The organism is Lentilactobacillus otakiensis DSM 19908 = JCM 15040 (assembly GCF_001434145.1).
Lineage (GTDB): Bacteria > Bacillota > Bacilli > Lactobacillales > Lactobacillaceae > Lentilactobacillus > Lentilactobacillus otakiensis.
On sequence record NZ_AZED01000005.1, the window covers coordinates 226,878 to 243,171 of the forward strand.

A 16,294-nucleotide genomic window follows, 5' to 3' on the forward strand; every position below is an offset into this window, starting at 1 on the left:
TGTAAGTTTACAAGTTCCATTTTACGGTACAATGGTATAGATTAACAGGTTGATGGAGGATGAAATTAATGAAAACAATTCTTGCAATTCATACAGGCGGCACAATCTCAATGTCACAAAATGAGAAGGGTGAAGTCGTCCCAAATGACGAAAACCCAATCGCCGAAGAACAGGTGATTTTAAAAGGCCAAATTAACTTAATAACGGATGAAATGTTCAATTTGCCATCACCTCATGTAACACCGGAAGTGATGTTAAAAATCAAGCAGCGGATCATGAAAGCCATTGACGAAGGAGTCGACGGCGTGGTCATTACCCACGGAACCGACACACTGGAGGAAACGGCTTATTTCTTAGATTTGACGTTGCCAAATACAATCCCGGTTGTGGTAACTGGGGCAATGCGATCATCAAATGAAATCGGCTCAGATGGTTTGTACAACTTTAGAAATGCCATTATGGTGGCTGCTACCGACGAGTCATACGGTAAAGGTGTCGTGGTTGTCATGAATGATGAAATTCACACGGCTCGATATGTCACGAAAACCCATACAACCAACGTGGCAACGTTTAGAACACCAACTTTTGGACCAATTGGAATTGTAACGCAAAACAAGGCAAAATACTTCCAGGAATTAATTCAAACGGAAGTCTGCGACATTAATCAAGTGGTCGAAGGCGTCTATTTGATCAAAGCATATGCGGGAATGGACGGCACCCTGTTTGATGCGATCAATAAAGAAAATACCAAGGGCTTAGTTCTGGAAGGCCTGGGAGCAGGAAATGTGCCACCACAGACATTACCGGCAATCCAACGATTGTTGGACAATCAGATCCCAATCGTGCTGGTTTCAAGATGTTATAACGGAGTTGCCCAAGATATTTACGATTATGAGGGTGGCGGCATCCAATTAAGAAAAATGGGAACGATTCTCTGCCAAGGATTGAATGGGCAGAAGGCAAGAATCAAGCTTTTAGTCGGATTGAGTGATAATATGCATGGAGATGAGTTGCGGGAGTTTATGGGGAATGCAATTTCATAGAGTGCGACGAGCAACGGTTGAGGCGGTTTCTAAGGGTACTTTGATTGAAACCCTGGTTTTAGGGCTTTAATCGAAGTGCACTTAGAAGTTAGCCTCAGTTGCGTCGGAGCACGTTTCCACTAGAGAAAAGCAAACCCGGAAAAGCAACATCCAACCAAAACAAATACCACAAACCAACACCACCAAACCAAAGAAAGAAGTGACACCTTGAAAACCCTATACGACAAACTGCGCACAGCCCAAATCGATGAGCAGTTGATTAATGCGTTTCAAAATGATTCCGACATCGTTTACACCGGTGTCATCCAATTTTTAAGCAGTCGAGACTTCATCATGCTGACCTACAACGATTATGGGATTCAGGATGGGGAAGTTTATTTGAAGATTTCATCTGTTAAATCAATCGATACAGATAGTTATGATCTGGCGAATATGCAGGATCGAATTGAGTTTGATGAGAAACATCATTCAAATTCTCAGCCGGCATTTGATTTGCCAATTAAGATGAGCGATTCTTTATCTGACCGAGTGATTCATACCTTGCATGATGAGCAAAAGGTTGGCCTGATCATTACGGAACAGAGTGGCAAGCTGAAATACAATGAAGGCTTGATCTCAGAGCTCCAAGACGATGGACTGACTTTCACCAATATTAATAAATTCGATTTTTCGAAGCGGCCAGTTTTCAACATTAAATTTGACGACATTCGTGGCATCGAATTTGGCGGGACTGAACTGCAACTGCTTCAAAACGTATTGGACATGGTCAAACCAGAGAATCATGTAGAAAATGTCATCATTTCAGATTCATCTACCTTCCATGATGAGATTGAGAAGCTACGCGATAGTAGTGATTGGGTTGTGATTGATACCAATGACGATCGCAAATATTTTTATGTTGGTAAGATTATTTCCAGCAACCTCAAGGAATTTGTCATGATGGTCGTGGATATGAACGGCCGATTTGGCGGATACGTCTGGATTCGTTATGATGATATTGGTAGAATTATTACAGATTCTGATTACTTACGAGTGATCGATAAATTTGTGACAGAAAACAAGCATAACAAGCAGTTTGCCTTACCGGTCCTGAATTCTGACCGCGCATTTGATAACGCTGACAATATTTTGGTTCATATTATTACCCAGTCGATTCAGTATCAAAAGGTGATTCGCTTTGAAACGGCCGATGAAGACAACTTTGCCGGATACCCAACTTCAATTAATTTGGAGACAGGGGTGTTGACAGTTGAGCTGCTCGACGTTGACGATGATGGCGACTTGCCGACAAGACAGATTGGCATCGAAAATATTCGGGAAATGGCCTTTGATTATTTCAAAGCCTTCCTGACAGAAAACGAAATTGATTAGGGGGATGCACTGTGGCAAAAAAGAAGGGCTTTAAATTTCCAAAGTGGCTGACCAATACATTGCAGATGACCGTGATGGTCGCAATCCTGATGGCACTTTATAATTTTCTTGGCCCAATGGTTTTTAAAAATGGCAACTATTTTCCTTGGTGGACATATCCATACTCACTTGTCGGCGCGCTGTTTTTAATTGGTGGCTGGAACTTTCTTTCTCATCGGATGAACATTATGCATAACCAAATTGTGGCCGAAGACAAAGCCAAAAAAGAACGCGAAGAACAAATTCGTCAGGCTGGTGCAGCTAAAGAACAGGCGGAAGCCGAGAAGCGCCGTCAACGAAATGCCAACCGCAACAAAGGTCAGCAGCAATCGAGGTAAGCAGAATGGCAGAGCAAAAGTTTTCATTTTGTCCGTATTGTGGTGCGAAGTTGAAACCTGAAGACGTTGTGTGCCCGAGCTGCGGCAAGAAATTGCCGATAAATGATGACCACAGCCAAAACGCCAATTCTTGGTGGACAGGGTTGAGCAAGTTGTTTGGCAATCCCTATAAAGAGGGGATGAGCCGTTATGAGGCGGAGAAAAAATCACAGGATCATGAGCATAAAAAATAGGATTGAAGCCTTTGTGGGCTTCGATCCTATTTTTTTCGTGCTCTTTTTGTGGTGTTTGTTTGTGGTTTTGGTTTTCGGTAGAGGTTGTTGTGTGGTTGCTTTTTCTCTAGCCGAAACGTGCTCCCTGGGGCAGCAACCTGCATCTAAGGTGCTTCGGACGAAAATCAAACTCGATTTCCGCCCAAAGCACCTTAGACACTGGTTGCTAACCGCCCCAGTCCGCACTCTATCTCACAAACTGCTCAATCGTCCGCTTCTCATCAGGAGTAGGGTCCGATTCCATTGATTTTATGTTGTGGAGGCGTTCAACTGATATGTGCAGGTTAAATGCTAACGCTGTATCCGGCATATCGTTCTTCTTTTGATAATTGATAATTTCTTCTGCTAAGGTACTAAATTTTTCTGCCATCATAATTCTCCTCCATCAAAATTCATGATCCAACTTGTTCTATAAATCCATTATACCAATAATTGAAATTTTGACACATTTTAACGATGTTTAAGGCCATATTCCATTAATGCCATGGCGACTGCTGCGATAATCAGCGCTACCCACCATTTGTTGGTTTGGGTATAAAAATAATAAAAAAGTCCCAGTCCAACAATCAGCTGGCCGGAATATCGTTCCCACCGATTGGGGAGAGACAGGAATGCCAGGCCGATCGCTAAAATAATGGATCCGATTAGGACGACTTGAGCGCTGTCCAGCGAGCCAAACTGGGTGACGAGCCCATAAATATCAACAATTATTCCAACTACTAACGCAAAAATACCGAACGCAAACGCAAATTGATTTGCCCGCATAAAAAACGCCTTCTTCCAATAATTCTTTCTCTAACTTAATTATAAGTCAAAAAACAAAATGTTGGAATATCGGCGTTTAGTATCTGTTAGTATCTGATAAAGAATAGTAAAACCTGCACGATGGCAAAGAGGACGATGAACAGTGTCCAGTCCAATGCGGTGATCCGAATCACCTTATAGTGGGTTCGTTCATAGTCTTCCACAAATCCGTGTGAGGTCATAGCCTCAGCCAAGTTTTGCGACCACTGAATTGATGACAGAATGGATTTGAAATACAACTTCGGCGACCAGAAATGCAAGGCTTCACCACGCATCAATGCCGAAGTTTTGATGATTTGAATTTCTTCGACAATCTTTGGCATTAAGTTAAATGCCGCCAGGACACCATAAGCGAATTTGGAAGGCAAATGGAAATCCTGTTCCAGTGTCAACGATAGGTCGGTGATGCTGCTGGTTAACGTGAATGTTGCGCCCAAAAAGACGTAGGCGTAAATCCGAGTGAATAGGATCCAAGCAAAGTGAATCCCAGCGCTACCATACAGCCATTGTGACACGAATAATCCAACGGCTGGGAACAGCGGCCAAAAGATGATTCCAAACAACGCCTTCATGCTGACGTGTTGCGTCAAAATATATGCGAAGCTGACAACAATGAGAATCACGTTGACGGTCAAACTTTGGGTAAATGAAATCTCCAAAGCAATGAGCATGACTAGTAATAATTTCATTCCAGGATTCATTTGATAACCTCCTGGTAAGTCAGATTTTGATTTTCAAAGGCGGCGTGATAATCAATCAAGGTGTCCAAGCCAGAGAGTTGATGAGAAATAATAATCTGAGTCTGGTGGAAGTCTTTTTTAGCGCGGTTCAAGAAACCAACGACGACTTCCAACGAGTGATAATCAAGCCCCTTGAAGGGTTCATCCATCAACAGAACTGGTGGATTCATGATCAACATTTCGATAATCTGCAGCTTCTTTTTCTGCCCTTCACTCAACGAGTAGACGATCCGTTCATCACGGCCAGCCATGTCCAATTGTGCAAGCATGTCATCGACATCGGTTTGGGTGTAGGCCTTGTTGGTGCGGTTGGCCAACGACAAGTCGAGTTCTTCTTTGACGGTGATGTTTAAAAATTGATTTTCGGCATCTTGGAAGAGCAAGGTCACATTCTTGGCGTATGGCAGTGGGCGGATTTTCTTAATATCTTTACCATCAAAGACAATGGTGCCTTCATACGGCAGTAATTTGGTCAACGCATTGAACATGGTCGACTTACCAATCCCGTTGGCACCGGTAATCAAGGTTGTCTTCTGCTTGTAGAAGTCGAAGTGCCCCAATTTCAGCAATAATGAGTCATGTGGATCCAATTTGAAATCACTCAACTGGATAATTGAATGATCGTCACCGGTTGGAATTTCAACTTTCTTGTTAATGGTCTGCGTTGATTCAAAGTTCTTGAAGAAGTGTTCAGCTTGCTCGTCATCCAACAGACTGATCTGATGGGTATCTGGATCCAAGTAGTAGAATTCATCCACTAAATCCCGGTAGCTGGTCAAATCATGGTCGGCCAAAATGATGGTCTTACCATGCTTTTCCTGCAGGAGCTTCAGTTTGTTAATCAAATCCAGTCGGGATCCCGGATCAATGCTGGCAAACGGTTCATCCAACACGATGACCTGCGGATCCATGGCAACGATACAAGCTAAAGCCACCCGCTGTTTTTCGCCACCTGACAAGGTGTTAATGACCCGTGAGCGCAGTTGTTTGATGCCACAAAATTCCAATGCGTGGGTAATGATATCGTCCATTTTGTCAGGGACAATCCGTAAGTTTTCCAGGACAAAGGTCATTTCGTGGATGACGGTGTCCATGGCAAACTGCTGATTAGGATTCTGGAACATCATCGCAACGGACTGGCTGACTTTTTCCTTCGGAATGTCTTTGATGTTGGTGTCACCAAATTTGATGTCACCGACCGCATCGATCCCGCTAAAATGTGGGTACAGTCCGGCGATAAAATACAGCAGTGTTGATTTACCGCTGCCGGACGGACCTGACAGCAGTGAGAAGTGATGATCTTTGAATGTGATATTAATATCGTTCAATACCTTAACATCACTCTCCGGATAGTGGAAAGTGAAGTGATTAATCGAAACATCAGTCATTATCGAAGCCCCTATAATTACAAGTTAATTGCTTTACTACGATCCAATAATTTAACAATCATCTTAGTCAAGACACCGGCGAAGATGAAAGTGGAAATATAACGGGTGACAAATAACCCTAAGAGTAATGGCAAACCGAATTTGTCATAACCATTTCGGATCATGTCCCAGGCAAATGTGACCACAACAGTTGTGAAAATTGAGGCGTTTAGGCCAAACCAGTCATAACGTTTGTATGCGGTCAAAGTGAAACCAAGTTCAGAAGCAATCCCTTGAACCAAGCCTGAGATAAAGGCACCTGCGCCCCATTGACCACCAAGAAAGACTTCGACGGCAGCGCCTAAGAATTCACCAAGGAATGCCGAACCGAATGTCCGAATAATAAATCCTGTCAGTGGGCCGGCCATGCACCAAAGACCCATCAACAGGTCATTGGCGAATGGTGCCATTCCAAATGGGGTAAGAGCAACGGTCAAACCGGTGTACAGGAAACCGGCTCCCCAAAAAATAATACCGGTAAAAATAGCGATTAATGCAATTAAAATAATGTTTCTAAGCGTCCATTGGCTTTGCTTTTTGCCGCCGGTTGCCTGACTCTTGTTATCCATAACAAGACCTCCAAATATGATTTTGATCAAATCAATCACGGAAGGTCTTATAGCTGAGCACACAAAGAGGCCAGGCACAAAACTGGTTGTTTTGCCCTGGCCTCAGAAATTCATCTAATTGCAATTTATCCATCTAAATACAACGGAGCATGCTCCCTTCGCTGGTATTGTCCAGATCAGGTTCGATGGGTTTTTCTCAGCCAATAAGGCACCCCAGATAGTTGTATGATCAAATTTAGTATACAAGATATAAAATTAATTTACAAACGAAACTAATCCCTTAAAATAAGAGTGTAACCAATTTAACGAAATTTGAATGACGAGGAGGAGCAATTGTGGTGAAAGTGATTGCAAGCGACATGGACGGAACGTTTTTGAATGATCAGGGGACTTTTGATGAGGAACAATTCCAAAAGCAGCTTGATCAGTTGGGTGAGAAGGGGATGCACTTCATCTCCGCCAGCAGTAACCAGTATCAGCATCTGCTGGGATTGTTCAAGAATGTCCACGGCCCAATTTCATACGTTTGTAACAACGGTGCCTTGGTCATCGATGAGCGCGGCGTGATTGTTCATGAAGAAATTATTGATCATTTAATCTTGAAGAAAGCTTTGGATTGGATTTTGAGTACCCCAAGTTTTGCCGGTGCCGAAGTGATTTTGGTCGGCAGAAATGGGACTTACTGCAATTTACCTGAGGATGCTGATCGATTCCAGGCATCTAAATATTTTTACGAAGACATGCAGTCAATGGCTGACTTGCGCTTGGTCTTTGATTCAATTTATAAGCTGGATATCACTTGGGAAGAAGGCGGCGTACTCAAACGGCAGGATGAATTTAATCATAAGTTCAGCGGCCAATTGAACGCGATTTCTTCCGGGATGAATGGTCTTGACGTAATGGTCGATGGGACTGACAAATTAACCGGCATTCAAATGCTGCTGCAGTCCTGGAATTTGAGGCTAGACGATGTGGCTGCCTTTGGTGACAACGGCAACGACTTCGAAATGGTCAATGCAGCCGGCGAAGGCTATGCGATGAAGAATTCCGCGGCTGATTTACTTCAAAAAGTTGAGAAGGTTACCGAAGAATCCAATAACGACCAAGGTGTCCAACACAAAATCGATGAATATTTAGGCTAGAAATCGGCTGGTGTTTGGATACAAAGCCACGAGGTCCGCTAATGAAAAACTGAGAACCTGATCTGAATCGTGATATCTGAAGTAATAGGTTTGATCGGTTGAGTCCAATACCGAAATGTAGTGGGTGTAGTTGAAGTTGGGATGGTCGTCCATTGATGGCTTGTAGGGGATGGCGACTTCATCCAAGACATTGAAAAGACGGTTGCGGGCTTCAAACTGGGTTCGACTGGCTTGAACGCCGAGCTTGTTCACTGCGGCGACCAAGAATCTGGTCGTCGGTGTGTTGGTGGCTTTCGGTAAGTCTTGGCTCATGATCAGTTGTTGGGCCTTTGGGGTTAACGCCTGCTCATTATCAACGCCGAGCTTTTTCTCCAGTCTGGCCATGTGTTCCGGATAAGTTGGTGAATTGGTCATGACACCAATCGAGTTGTCGATGATTTCCAAGCCGTTGACGGTTGGCTCAAGGATGAGTGTTTGCCCCGATTTGTCAGTGAGAATCCAATGAAATGAGAAGACTTCGCGGCCGGCCATCCAGTATTTGCCAATCAAGGCAATGTTGTCGAGGTCAGTTTTGACCTCTTCGAGAGAGGCGTGCTCACCAAGGACCCATGGCAGAAAATCTTGTGGGGTCAGGTTCAGCTTGCCGTCGACTTCTTTATCTAAGTAGTGGGCTTTGAGGGGAAACATTAACTCCGCACAGCTGAGGCCCTGAGTATTAACGCCGTCGGCCACTAAAATATTGTCATTTTCTTCGGTGCGGCCACCGCCAATGTATGGGTATTTGATGGGCCGCTTGCCGGATAAAGCGGTTTCATAATTGGGCTGATTAATGAGAACTGGTTTCCAAGCCGCCTTGACCGGAAAGTCCATGGTTCGGGCAAGTAGGACGTGTTCATTTAACGTTTGTAATGTGAGACTGGTGCACATATTGGTCACCTCGTTGGCTGATTTTAGTTAGTACAATATACGTCAAATATAACACGAAATAAGAACGGGGCTATGACAGATTGTTTGTGGCTGATTACACTAAACGTGCTCGCAGGAGCAATAATCTGCACATAAGCCTACCACAATCAAAATCAAACTCGATTTTGATTGCGGTAAGCTTATGCTCCAATTATTCCCGCTCCTGCTCGCACTCTCTAATTATTTAGTGTAAACTTAATCTTAATAAGAAGAAAAAAGGGGAATGATTATGAAATCCGCCTGGAATTTAGTTGGGATGGCTTTGTGGCTGCTCCTAATCATCTATTTTGCATATATTATTCACGATATGCGAGCCCGTCGCTTGCGCTTGATCGTGACTGAAAAGAAGAGTTTTACCTGGCATAACTTTTGGATTTCATTTGGCGAACTGGTCGTATTTTTGCTGTTCTTGTGGGGAATGGCGTATTCGACATTTTTCCTGGATGTCAAAAAGATGGACCAGAGCCGAATCACAACCAGTTATGCTTATAAACCATTGATTATCCGTTATCGGGCAGACCAGTCCGACTATGTCATGGTAAGAACTGGCAACGGCCGAAAACCAATCCAGAATTACACATATTATGTTGACGGCGGTAAATACTTAGTTAATAGCACCAACGCGACGATTGTGTATGGCAAGAGTAATTTGAATGTTCAAGCTGAAACATACAAATGGAACAAGGAGTGGCTCGATCATTTGGATACCCGGTACCAGCACGCGTGGGTAGCGACGGTTACCACAACGTATAAGAAGAATCTGTTCAACGGAATCGGCCTCCATGCAGGACGACAAGCGGATCGATTTAGTTTGATTCGGATTCCGGATAAGTCGTTCATGTATGTAGTGGGCGACTAGCTCCGGGAGATCCCGAGCCGTCCTCGGAGTAGCTAAGTTAGCAAACGAAATTCAGAGCTAAAACCAAGCCAAAAAAGCGGGCACCCAAAAAGGATGTCCGCTTTACTATTTCAAATTTTAAAAATCTAATCCATTTCCACATCACTAGCAGTCGGCAATCCCAGCACTTCAGCAGCTAACTTATCCGCTGTCTGAAGGTTGGTATCGTTGACGCCAGGTCGTGGGGCTGCGTTAGTCACATAACGTAAGCCATCCAATGGCACGCCCCAGATATAAACGTCTGGTTGGACGTCGCCATTAATATCCAATAATTGGTCGGTGTCTGGATCAACATCCACGGCATTCACACCAACATTTTCGCCATTAATTGGTAAACGACGAGTACGAGCGAGTTGGGTGTCAACCAAGCTTTCCAGTAGTGGGTTGGCCGTGATATCAAGATTGGCCTTTGGCACCCGTGCCTCAACCAAGGTAGCGGATCTAAATTTATCGGTATTCCGCTTTGGAGAGGCGGTTACGAACCAGCCATCTGTTCCTTTAACCTGCATACCAGGTGCCAAGATGGTCACAACGCCACTGCGAATCAAAGCAGATAATTGTTTGCTTCTGATAACTGGCGGTCCCATGATTAAGAAGTTAATCACTGAGTCCAAATTGCCCCAGAATTTTTCAACATAATCCTGATTGGTAAAGCAGTTATCAACAAACATTTGTCGGAAAGTTGGTCGGAAGTCCCGCAGCAAGTCTCTGGCGGCAGCTAGTGGCCCAGTCTTAGAACCTTTAGTTGAATCCACAATTTCGCTATTCAGCCAATTAATCAGAACGGATTGATAATCTTCCGTGCCAATTGCATGAACATCTTTGAAAGGATTGATGATGTAATCCCATTCGAAGGCGTCCTCTTCTTGAAAACCAAACTGCTTGAGAACTGCACTTTTGTCTGGATTACTCAAGAATTCCTTTTCAAATTCGTTGGCGCTCTTATAAGGATATTTGTCGTTGATGGTTAATTTGTAAAAGACTAACTCTAAGTCAGATAACAATAGGTCCATGAACTTATCAAACGGTAGCTTGCCATCCACTGAGTTCTTTTGGATATTTTTCTTGGTCAAGAACTTTGGTACTTCGCACTCGCCATAGCCCTTTTCGTTGATTGGCTTTGGATAGTAGGGGATGCCACGGCCGGAACCCGCGATGATCCGTGGTTCACGTCCGGATGGCTGGTAAAATAAACTATCATCTTCGTTTTGCATGTAATGACCGCCGCGTCCAAGGGTTAACTCGGACACGTAGTCGATGAAGCTGAGGCCAAGGCCCCGGATGATGGCGGGCTCACCGGCAGGGATGCCGCTTAAATCAGCGTCGCCGGGGTGAGTTGGCGCGATGTAAGTTAACGCATTTTCCTGTGCATAAGTGGCGAGCGACTGTTCCTCATCGTTGAGGTAGTTGTCCTGTTGACCCAGGCTCATGACAACTTTGTCAAATGTGTACGTGCCGTCAGCTGTTTTGATCACCGGTTTGTGGTCCGCATTGTAAGTTAAATCAGTTACCTGTGCCTTCATCAGCGAAGTTGAAATTTCGGTTGGCTGCTGGCTGATTAAATCATCGTAGAACCATTTGATATAGGCCCCAAATAAGACCCGCGGTGCGTAGCCGTTGATCTTCAGCTGAGCGGCTGCCGCAATGATATCTGGCGAATAGCCATGTGCTGCCAAGTACTGATTGGCCTCATCACTTCTTGCCCATTCAAACAAAGAAGGGCCGTCATAGACTTTGCTCGACATATTGACCGAGGCGTCTGTGAAGAGGGTGATTTGGTCGGCGGCACTATTCATAATCAGTTCATCTGATTGGTCAGTGCGCCAAACCCGGCCGCCAATGCCGGTTGGATCGAACAGCGTGATTGACAATGGCTCAGTCTGCTCACTGTGATATTTATATTGATTAAATAATTGGGAGGTCACTAAGATCCCCCGTGGACCAGCTCCAATAATTCCAACTTTCATGTCATATACTCCCACTATCTCAATTTAATAATCTTTTGGATCGACCTCTAAGGGGCCAAATTCGTCCGCATCTGAATCACGGAAGTCCCACCATTCATTTTCGTAACCGACAAAACCGGCTTTATGCATTGCATCATTAAGAATATCGTAGTTCTTTTGGGCGGTTGGTGTCCATGATGCTTTTTCACTGCGTTTAGCAGCACCCGTGAAATCGTCAAACGGCGTTGGCATCTCAATGTCATTGCCGTCCAGATCGGTTAATGTCAGATCAAAGGTGACACCTTTTTGGTGGCTGAAATTAGGATCCGGTTGCGCTACCCAAATGGGATCAGGATATACTTCAAATAGCCGCTTTTGGGCGTAAGTCGGGCGATAGGCGTCCCAAATTTTAATCCGGTAGCCTTGCGCTTTGAGATCCTTGCTGGCATTGCCGAGCTTCTTAACCGTATCGATTCGAGAAATTGCTTGGTCGAAATCATACACCACCTGGTGCGTAAAATTATCGCTGGTTGCGTACTTCAAGTCAAAAATGATGTCTGGGTCGACGTCGTGAACGTTAATGTAGCCTTGAGTCTTTTTATCAGCCATGAGGGCACCTCCGCAAGTATTAGAGAATTCTAGTTAAGTTAATAATAGTTTAATAATTATTCATTTTCAAATGTATTTCCACGATAAATGCCAATATCATCGACATAAATTTTGCCGGTGTATGGTTTGGCCTGTTCTTTAAGCATGCCGATCTTTGGATAGGCAATGGTAGAAGTCGAAGTGGCTTTGATAGCCGTCCCCATGACTTCACCGGTGTCGCCATTAAGGCCGGATGGAATATCGATCGCATGAACCTTTGCGGCCGAGGCGTTGGCTTTGTCGATGATTGTCGCAAAGTCGCCACCAACGTTGCGGGACAAGCCGCTGCCAAATAACGCATCGACCAAGGTCGTGTATTTATCAAAATTGGCATTCATAAAAGCTTTGGGAATTTGGTAGTAGTCGCAAATGTGTTGCTGGCTCTTATGGTCATCGCTGGCGTGGTCGGGGTTGCCGATGGTCAGGATGGAAACTTTGTAGCCATGGGTGGCCAACAGACGGGCGACCACTAAGCCGTCACCGCCATTGTTGCCGGTTCCGGCCAGAATGAGGACGTTGCTTAAATCGAGATCTTTGTTATCAAGCATATTTTCATAAATCTTCAGCCCGGCACGTTCCATGAGGACCATGGAAGGGATGCCGATTTTGTTAATCGTTTTATCGTCTAGTTCGCGCGATTCTTCAACTGTAATTGTTTGTGTCATCATATTACCTCCCATATTAATGATGAAAGCATTTCATACCTTATATGTTGGGCTATTTGTCACGTGAATGCAAGCCTTATATACTGTTTGGAGCGTCTACAAACAATATACGTGTTTTTTCGCATTTGACTGCATTATAATGAAAGTTGTAAAGAAAAGTTGGAGGTAAGATCATGTCACTAGATTTTCCAGAAAATATGCATGAATTTGAAGATAAATTTGCCATCGAAAAAGCCCGTCACCCGGAAATAACCAGGGACGGACTGATGAAGCAGGTGATTGAGGATGCCTTTCAAGGGTATCTCGATGAAGCTGAAGAAGGTCATTATGACACTGGTGAGTTGGTCGGCAAAGAGATTCAGATTAAGAGTGTTCATCATGACTTGCTGAAGAAAATCCCACCAATGGGCGATTCATTCGAAGCCGATTTTGAAAAAGACGGCAACAAATTAATGTGGTACTTAGAGGATCAGGCTGACAAAGCTGCGGCGGAATTCTCATAGACTTGATGGTTGTATTATTATGCAGTAAACGCTATAATTAAATGATGTAAGGCGTCCTTAGTGTAATGGATAGCACATGAGATTTCGGTCCTCATGATCCGAGTTCGACTCTCGGGGGACGCATAATATAGGCAAGAATCCTTGGTATCTCAAGGGTTCTTATTTTTTTCACCGAAAATTCACCGAAAAATGTTTAAAGTGCTAAGAAACTGCTGAATTTTTGAGTGGTTTCTTTTTTGATTTCCTCATCCACATGGGTGTAGGTATTTAAGATAATTGACGCATCTTAATCACCCAGCTGCATCTGAATTTGCTTGATAGGGATGCCTGATTGACTCAGTAGTGTGGCAACTGTGTGTCTAAGACCATGCGGTGAAATTCGTTTCAACTGGAACCTGTCGATGATCTTGATGGTAGTTGAACCATTGCTTTGCAGGAAAGCTTTTTGCTTAGTCTTCCATATACTAGCAGATTATGCTTGGAACAAATGAGGAAAGCGTCCCCCTATTTTCGAGGAAGACAATATTTGTCTGATGCAGATATTTGATGATTAAGTTCAAATTCGGTGATAATAATACCAGAGATGGCAGATGGGGAGCATAAAAACCACCAATCAAATTAATTGGTGGTTCAGTTATACTTTTTAACTTAATTTTGCTAAATCTTTAAAAAGTCCTTTTGCTTATAGGCTGGGTTGGGATACTTGTAGAAGCCTTCGCCAGCCTCTTTGCCCAATTTACCTTCATCAAGCATTTCTTTTAACTTTTTAACTGCTGGTTCAAGTTTCGGGTTAGATTTTGCTTCTTCTAAGGTGATGTTGTAATCAGTTCGAACACCAATAATATCAATAATTGAAAACGGGCCGAATGGGGCTCCAGTGGCAGCCACCCATGTTTTGTCAATCATTTGTGGATCTGCAACACCATCTGCCCAAAGATACTGTGCAGCGTTAAGCAATGGAATTAGCATTGAATTCAGAATGTAACCAGGTTGTTCCTTCTTCAGCTGAATTGGAATCATGCCGATGTTACGAGCAAATTGGACGGTTTCCTTGTAAATGTCAGGATCGGTCTTTGGTGAGCCCATGATTTCAGCAGTATTATTCAGCCAAACTTGGTTAGCAAAATGCATGTTTAGGAACTGAGCTGGACGACCAGTATCTTCCATGAACATACTTGGGATCAAGGTTGATGAGTTGCTAGTGAAGATGGCTTCTTTTGGTGCCAATTTGGCGAGCTTCTTATAGAAGTCTTTTTTGATATCTGGACGTTCCGGAATAGCTTCAATGACCAAGTCAGCATTTGATACAGCTTTTGCTAAATCCCAGCTGTAACTAATATTAGCTAAACCTTTTTCAAAATCCTCATCGGTGGCTGCAATATCCTGCTTATATGAATGACGTAAGCCCTTAATTCGATCTTTAGCTTTGTTAATTGCTTCTTCATTAATATCATAAACAGTTACGTTGAATCCTTTAAACGCGGTTTGGAAAGCAATCTGACTGCCCAACACACCACTACCTGCAACCGTTACGTTTTTGATTGTCATGATTAAATCCCCCTTGTTAAATGAAAGCGGTTACTTATATACAGCATAAGTATAACTGCTGGAATTCAAAAAGCAATCAAAGAGCTCATCGAGAGCATATAAAAACCGTCAATTAACAGGGATTGACGGTTAGCATTGTGCGAAACGATCTCTCCACAAAATCGCTCGCTGAACAGTTCACTAGGCCCGTTGCAGTAGAAGTGTTTTTCTACTAACTAAATTATCTCATGTCGGAGTCTTTTAGCCAATTTTAAACTTTGGTAAAAGGAAACCACCACCTCGTATGTTGGTGGATAAGTGAGACACTTAATTATGAATAACCTTTGGGAGATTAAGATTGATGAACAGGATGTCCCCCTGATGTAATTCAATTAGTCAAAATTCTCCGAACCGACATCTTCGCCCCAATTAACTTCTAGGGTTTCGACGCTGCCATATTTCTTTTCTTGTTCATCGACAACTTTCCAGAAGTCACTTGTTTCTATAGCTGTTCGTTTCATAGTAATTTGACCATCACTTTCTAATTTTCTTTTCAATTTTCGCAATTGGATTCACGAGCTTCTAAAACGGCTGCAGCACTTGCTAACTTGTGTTTTTTAGCATTGACTCCATTACGATAACTAGAGTCCTGCATCATATCAGCAAAAAACGCATCCATGTCATCAGTCACATCATGAGTGTATTTCTCTAAATTCTTTATTTGCTTTCCTCCATAGAACTCAGCACGTAAATCAATCGCGTAATTAATTTTCTGGTTGGAAGTTTGAGTCTCCATGCCATAATAGTAGCATATATATTTTTTTGAGACCAAATATAAGACTATCTATATATTGGTCCAATCAGAACTGTTTATCGATCTAACGCACGCTTTTGGGTACAAGCCGCAATTAGGATTCCCATCATATGGGTGTTTGTCTGAGGTGCATCCCTCATACGCACGGTTACAATCAAGTATACGTAAAACCGTGCGTTAGGGAGTCTTGTTGGGAGGGAGGGATGCAAAAGTGAATGAGTTATAATGTAAATGAGGTGATTGGCATGACTGATAGGGATAAGACTCGCGAAGAGCTGAGTGCAAAGCTGGCCGAAGCGGTTAGGGAGTCTAATATTCCCGAAATATCTGATCCTGAGGAAGTTAAACGTTATCTTCTTGAAAATGGGGATGATCATTATGATGGTGATCACAATCTTAAAAGCAGCAACGAGTGAAGTTTGCTTCATACATATGGATGGATACAGGAAAATTGAATGTTGATCAATAAGAAAAGTGATAGCCGGATGGATTGGCTATCACTTTTCTTGTTTTGTAATTATCAATTTGGATGTAAGCTAGTTCCTGAGACAACTTTTAAGAGAGGGTATAATAAGTCAATCG

At 43.3% G+C, this 16,294-nt stretch carries 21 protein-coding genes, 1 tRNA gene and 1 riboswitch; of the genes, 9 read left to right on the plus strand and 13 right to left on the minus strand.

Features of this window, described 5'->3' with window-relative positions:
* Positions 1–59 precede the first annotated feature (59 nt).
* From FD05_RS02700 to FD05_RS02715, 4 genes are all read left to right on the plus strand, one after another.
* The gene (locus tag FD05_RS02700) at positions 60–1,043 is read left to right on the plus strand and encodes an asparaginase (protein ID WP_275452781.1); all 984 of its coding nucleotides are present in this window, start codon (positions 60–62) and stop codon (positions 1,041–1,043) included.
* Between the two features lie 207 nt (positions 1,044–1,250).
* Positions 1,251–2,414 (plus strand): hypothetical protein, encoded by a 1,164-nt coding sequence (locus FD05_RS02705; RefSeq protein WP_039932893.1) that lies wholly within the window; start codon positions 1,251–1,253, stop codon positions 2,412–2,414.
* A gap of 11 nt (positions 2,415–2,425) precedes the next feature.
* Positions 2,426–2,791: a cell envelope integrity protein TolA gene (locus tag FD05_RS02710; protein ID WP_039932892.1), complete on the plus strand. Its 366-nt coding sequence runs from the start codon at positions 2,426–2,428 to the stop codon at positions 2,789–2,791.
* A 5-nt stretch (positions 2,792–2,796) separates the two neighbouring features.
* Positions 2,797–3,024 carry a zinc ribbon domain-containing protein gene (locus FD05_RS02715; protein WP_020281213.1) on the plus strand — a complete coding sequence of 76 codons (228 nt, stop codon included), beginning with the start codon at positions 2,797–2,799 and terminating at the stop codon, positions 3,022–3,024.
* Positions 3,025–3,250: 226 nt separating this feature from the next.
* Here the strand turns inward: FD05_RS02715 and FD05_RS02720 are convergent, their stop codons facing one another.
* From FD05_RS02720 to FD05_RS02740, 5 genes are all read right to left on the minus strand, one after another.
* The gene (locus FD05_RS02720; RefSeq protein WP_020281212.1) at positions 3,251–3,436 is read right to left on the minus strand and encodes an LBP_cg2779 family protein; all 186 of its coding nucleotides are present in this window, start codon (positions 3,434–3,436) and stop codon (positions 3,251–3,253) included.
* A gap of 77 nt (positions 3,437–3,513) precedes the next feature.
* Positions 3,514–3,828 (minus strand): hypothetical protein, encoded by a 315-nt coding sequence (locus tag FD05_RS02725; RefSeq protein WP_020281211.1) that lies wholly within the window; start codon positions 3,826–3,828, stop codon positions 3,514–3,516.
* An 86-nt stretch (positions 3,829–3,914) separates the two neighbouring features.
* The gene (locus tag FD05_RS02730) at positions 3,915–4,568 is read right to left on the minus strand and encodes an energy-coupling factor transporter transmembrane component T family protein (protein WP_020281210.1); all 654 of its coding nucleotides are present in this window, start codon (positions 4,566–4,568) and stop codon (positions 3,915–3,917) included.
* The gene (locus FD05_RS02735; protein WP_020281209.1) at positions 4,565–5,995 is read right to left on the minus strand and encodes an ATP-binding cassette domain-containing protein; all 1,431 of its coding nucleotides are present in this window, start codon (positions 5,993–5,995) and stop codon (positions 4,565–4,567) included. The genes FD05_RS02730 and FD05_RS02735 overlap by 4 nt, the downstream gene beginning before the upstream one ends.
* A 17-nt stretch (positions 5,996–6,012) precedes the next feature.
* Positions 6,013–6,603: an ECF transporter S component gene (locus tag FD05_RS02740; RefSeq protein WP_020281208.1), complete on the minus strand. Its 591-nt coding sequence runs from the start codon at positions 6,601–6,603 to the stop codon at positions 6,013–6,015.
* A gap of 136 nt (positions 6,604–6,739) precedes the next feature.
* Positions 6,740–6,829: riboswitch (TPP riboswitch) on the minus strand.
* Positions 6,830–6,938: 109 nt separating this feature from the next.
* Between FD05_RS02740 and FD05_RS02745 the strand changes: the two genes are divergently transcribed.
* A complete protein-coding gene (locus FD05_RS02745; protein WP_039932889.1) occupies positions 6,939–7,745 on the plus strand; it encodes a Cof-type HAD-IIB family hydrolase in 807 nt (268 codons plus the stop codon).
* Here the strand turns inward: FD05_RS02745 and FD05_RS02750 are convergent.
* Positions 7,737–8,672 carry a linear amide C-N hydrolase gene (locus FD05_RS02750; protein ID WP_020281206.1) on the minus strand — a complete coding sequence of 312 codons (936 nt, stop codon included), beginning with the start codon at positions 8,670–8,672 and terminating at the stop codon, positions 7,737–7,739. The genes FD05_RS02745 and FD05_RS02750 overlap by 9 nt on opposite strands.
* Positions 8,673–8,940: 268 nt before the next feature.
* On the opposite strand from FD05_RS02750, the gene FD05_RS02755 reads away from it, so the two are divergent.
* Positions 8,941–9,570 (plus strand): LVIS_2131 family protein, encoded by a 630-nt coding sequence (locus FD05_RS02755; protein WP_039932887.1) that lies wholly within the window; start codon positions 8,941–8,943, stop codon positions 9,568–9,570.
* A 125-nt stretch (positions 9,571–9,695) separates the two neighbouring features.
* Here FD05_RS02755 and FD05_RS02760 read toward each other — a convergent pair whose 3' ends face one another.
* The 3 genes from FD05_RS02760 to FD05_RS02770 are packed head-to-tail and all read right to left on the minus strand — an operon-like array spanning position 9,696 to position 12,868.
* Complete coding sequence (locus FD05_RS02760) at positions 9,696–11,576, minus strand: FAD/NAD(P)-binding protein (protein ID WP_020281204.1); 1,881 nt, start codon at positions 11,574–11,576, stop codon at positions 9,696–9,698.
* A 24-nt stretch (positions 11,577–11,600) separates the two neighbouring features.
* Entirely contained in the window at positions 11,601–12,164 is a 564-nt protein-coding gene (locus FD05_RS02765) for a M15 family metallopeptidase (protein WP_020281203.1), read from the minus strand.
* Between the two features lie 56 nt (positions 12,165–12,220).
* A complete protein-coding gene (locus tag FD05_RS02770; RefSeq protein ID WP_039932884.1) occupies positions 12,221–12,868 on the minus strand; it encodes an NAD(P)H-hydrate epimerase in 648 nt (215 codons plus the stop codon).
* A gap of 173 nt (positions 12,869–13,041) precedes the next feature.
* Between FD05_RS02770 and FD05_RS02775 the strand changes: the two genes are divergently transcribed.
* Together FD05_RS02775 and FD05_RS02780 are read left to right on the plus strand one after the other, a co-directional pair.
* Positions 13,042–13,371: a hypothetical protein gene (locus tag FD05_RS02775; RefSeq protein WP_020281201.1), complete on the plus strand. Its 330-nt coding sequence runs from the start codon at positions 13,042–13,044 to the stop codon at positions 13,369–13,371.
* Positions 13,372–13,422: 51 nt separating this feature from the next.
* A tRNA-Arg gene (locus tag FD05_RS02780) sits at positions 13,423–13,494 on the plus strand.
* A gap of 163 nt (positions 13,495–13,657) precedes the next feature.
* Here the strand turns inward: FD05_RS02780 and FD05_RS11930 are convergent.
* From FD05_RS11930 to FD05_RS02795, 4 genes are all read right to left on the minus strand, one after another.
* Positions 13,658–13,834, minus strand: a complete 177-nt coding sequence (locus FD05_RS11930) for a tyrosine-type recombinase/integrase (protein ID WP_081637861.1) — start codon at positions 13,832–13,834, stop codon at positions 13,658–13,660.
* 194 nt (positions 13,835–14,028) lie between these two features.
* On the minus strand, positions 14,029–14,919 hold the full coding sequence (locus FD05_RS02785) for a 3-hydroxyacyl-CoA dehydrogenase (protein WP_020281200.1): 891 nt from the start codon (positions 14,917–14,919) through the stop codon (positions 14,029–14,031).
* A gap of 371 nt (positions 14,920–15,290) precedes the next feature.
* On the minus strand, positions 15,291–15,419 hold the full coding sequence (locus tag FD05_RS02790) for a hypothetical protein (protein WP_020281199.1): 129 nt from the start codon (positions 15,417–15,419) through the stop codon (positions 15,291–15,293).
* 32 nt (positions 15,420–15,451) lie between these two features.
* A complete protein-coding gene (locus FD05_RS02795) occupies positions 15,452–15,730 on the minus strand; it encodes a hypothetical protein (protein ID WP_051990609.1) in 279 nt (92 codons plus the stop codon).
* 197 nt (positions 15,731–15,927) lie between these two features.
* On the opposite strand from FD05_RS02795, the gene FD05_RS02800 reads away from it, so the two are divergent.
* Complete coding sequence (locus FD05_RS02800; RefSeq protein ID WP_039932882.1) at positions 15,928–16,128, plus strand: hypothetical protein; 201 nt, start codon at positions 15,928–15,930, stop codon at positions 16,126–16,128.
* Positions 16,129–16,294 lie beyond the last annotated feature (166 nt).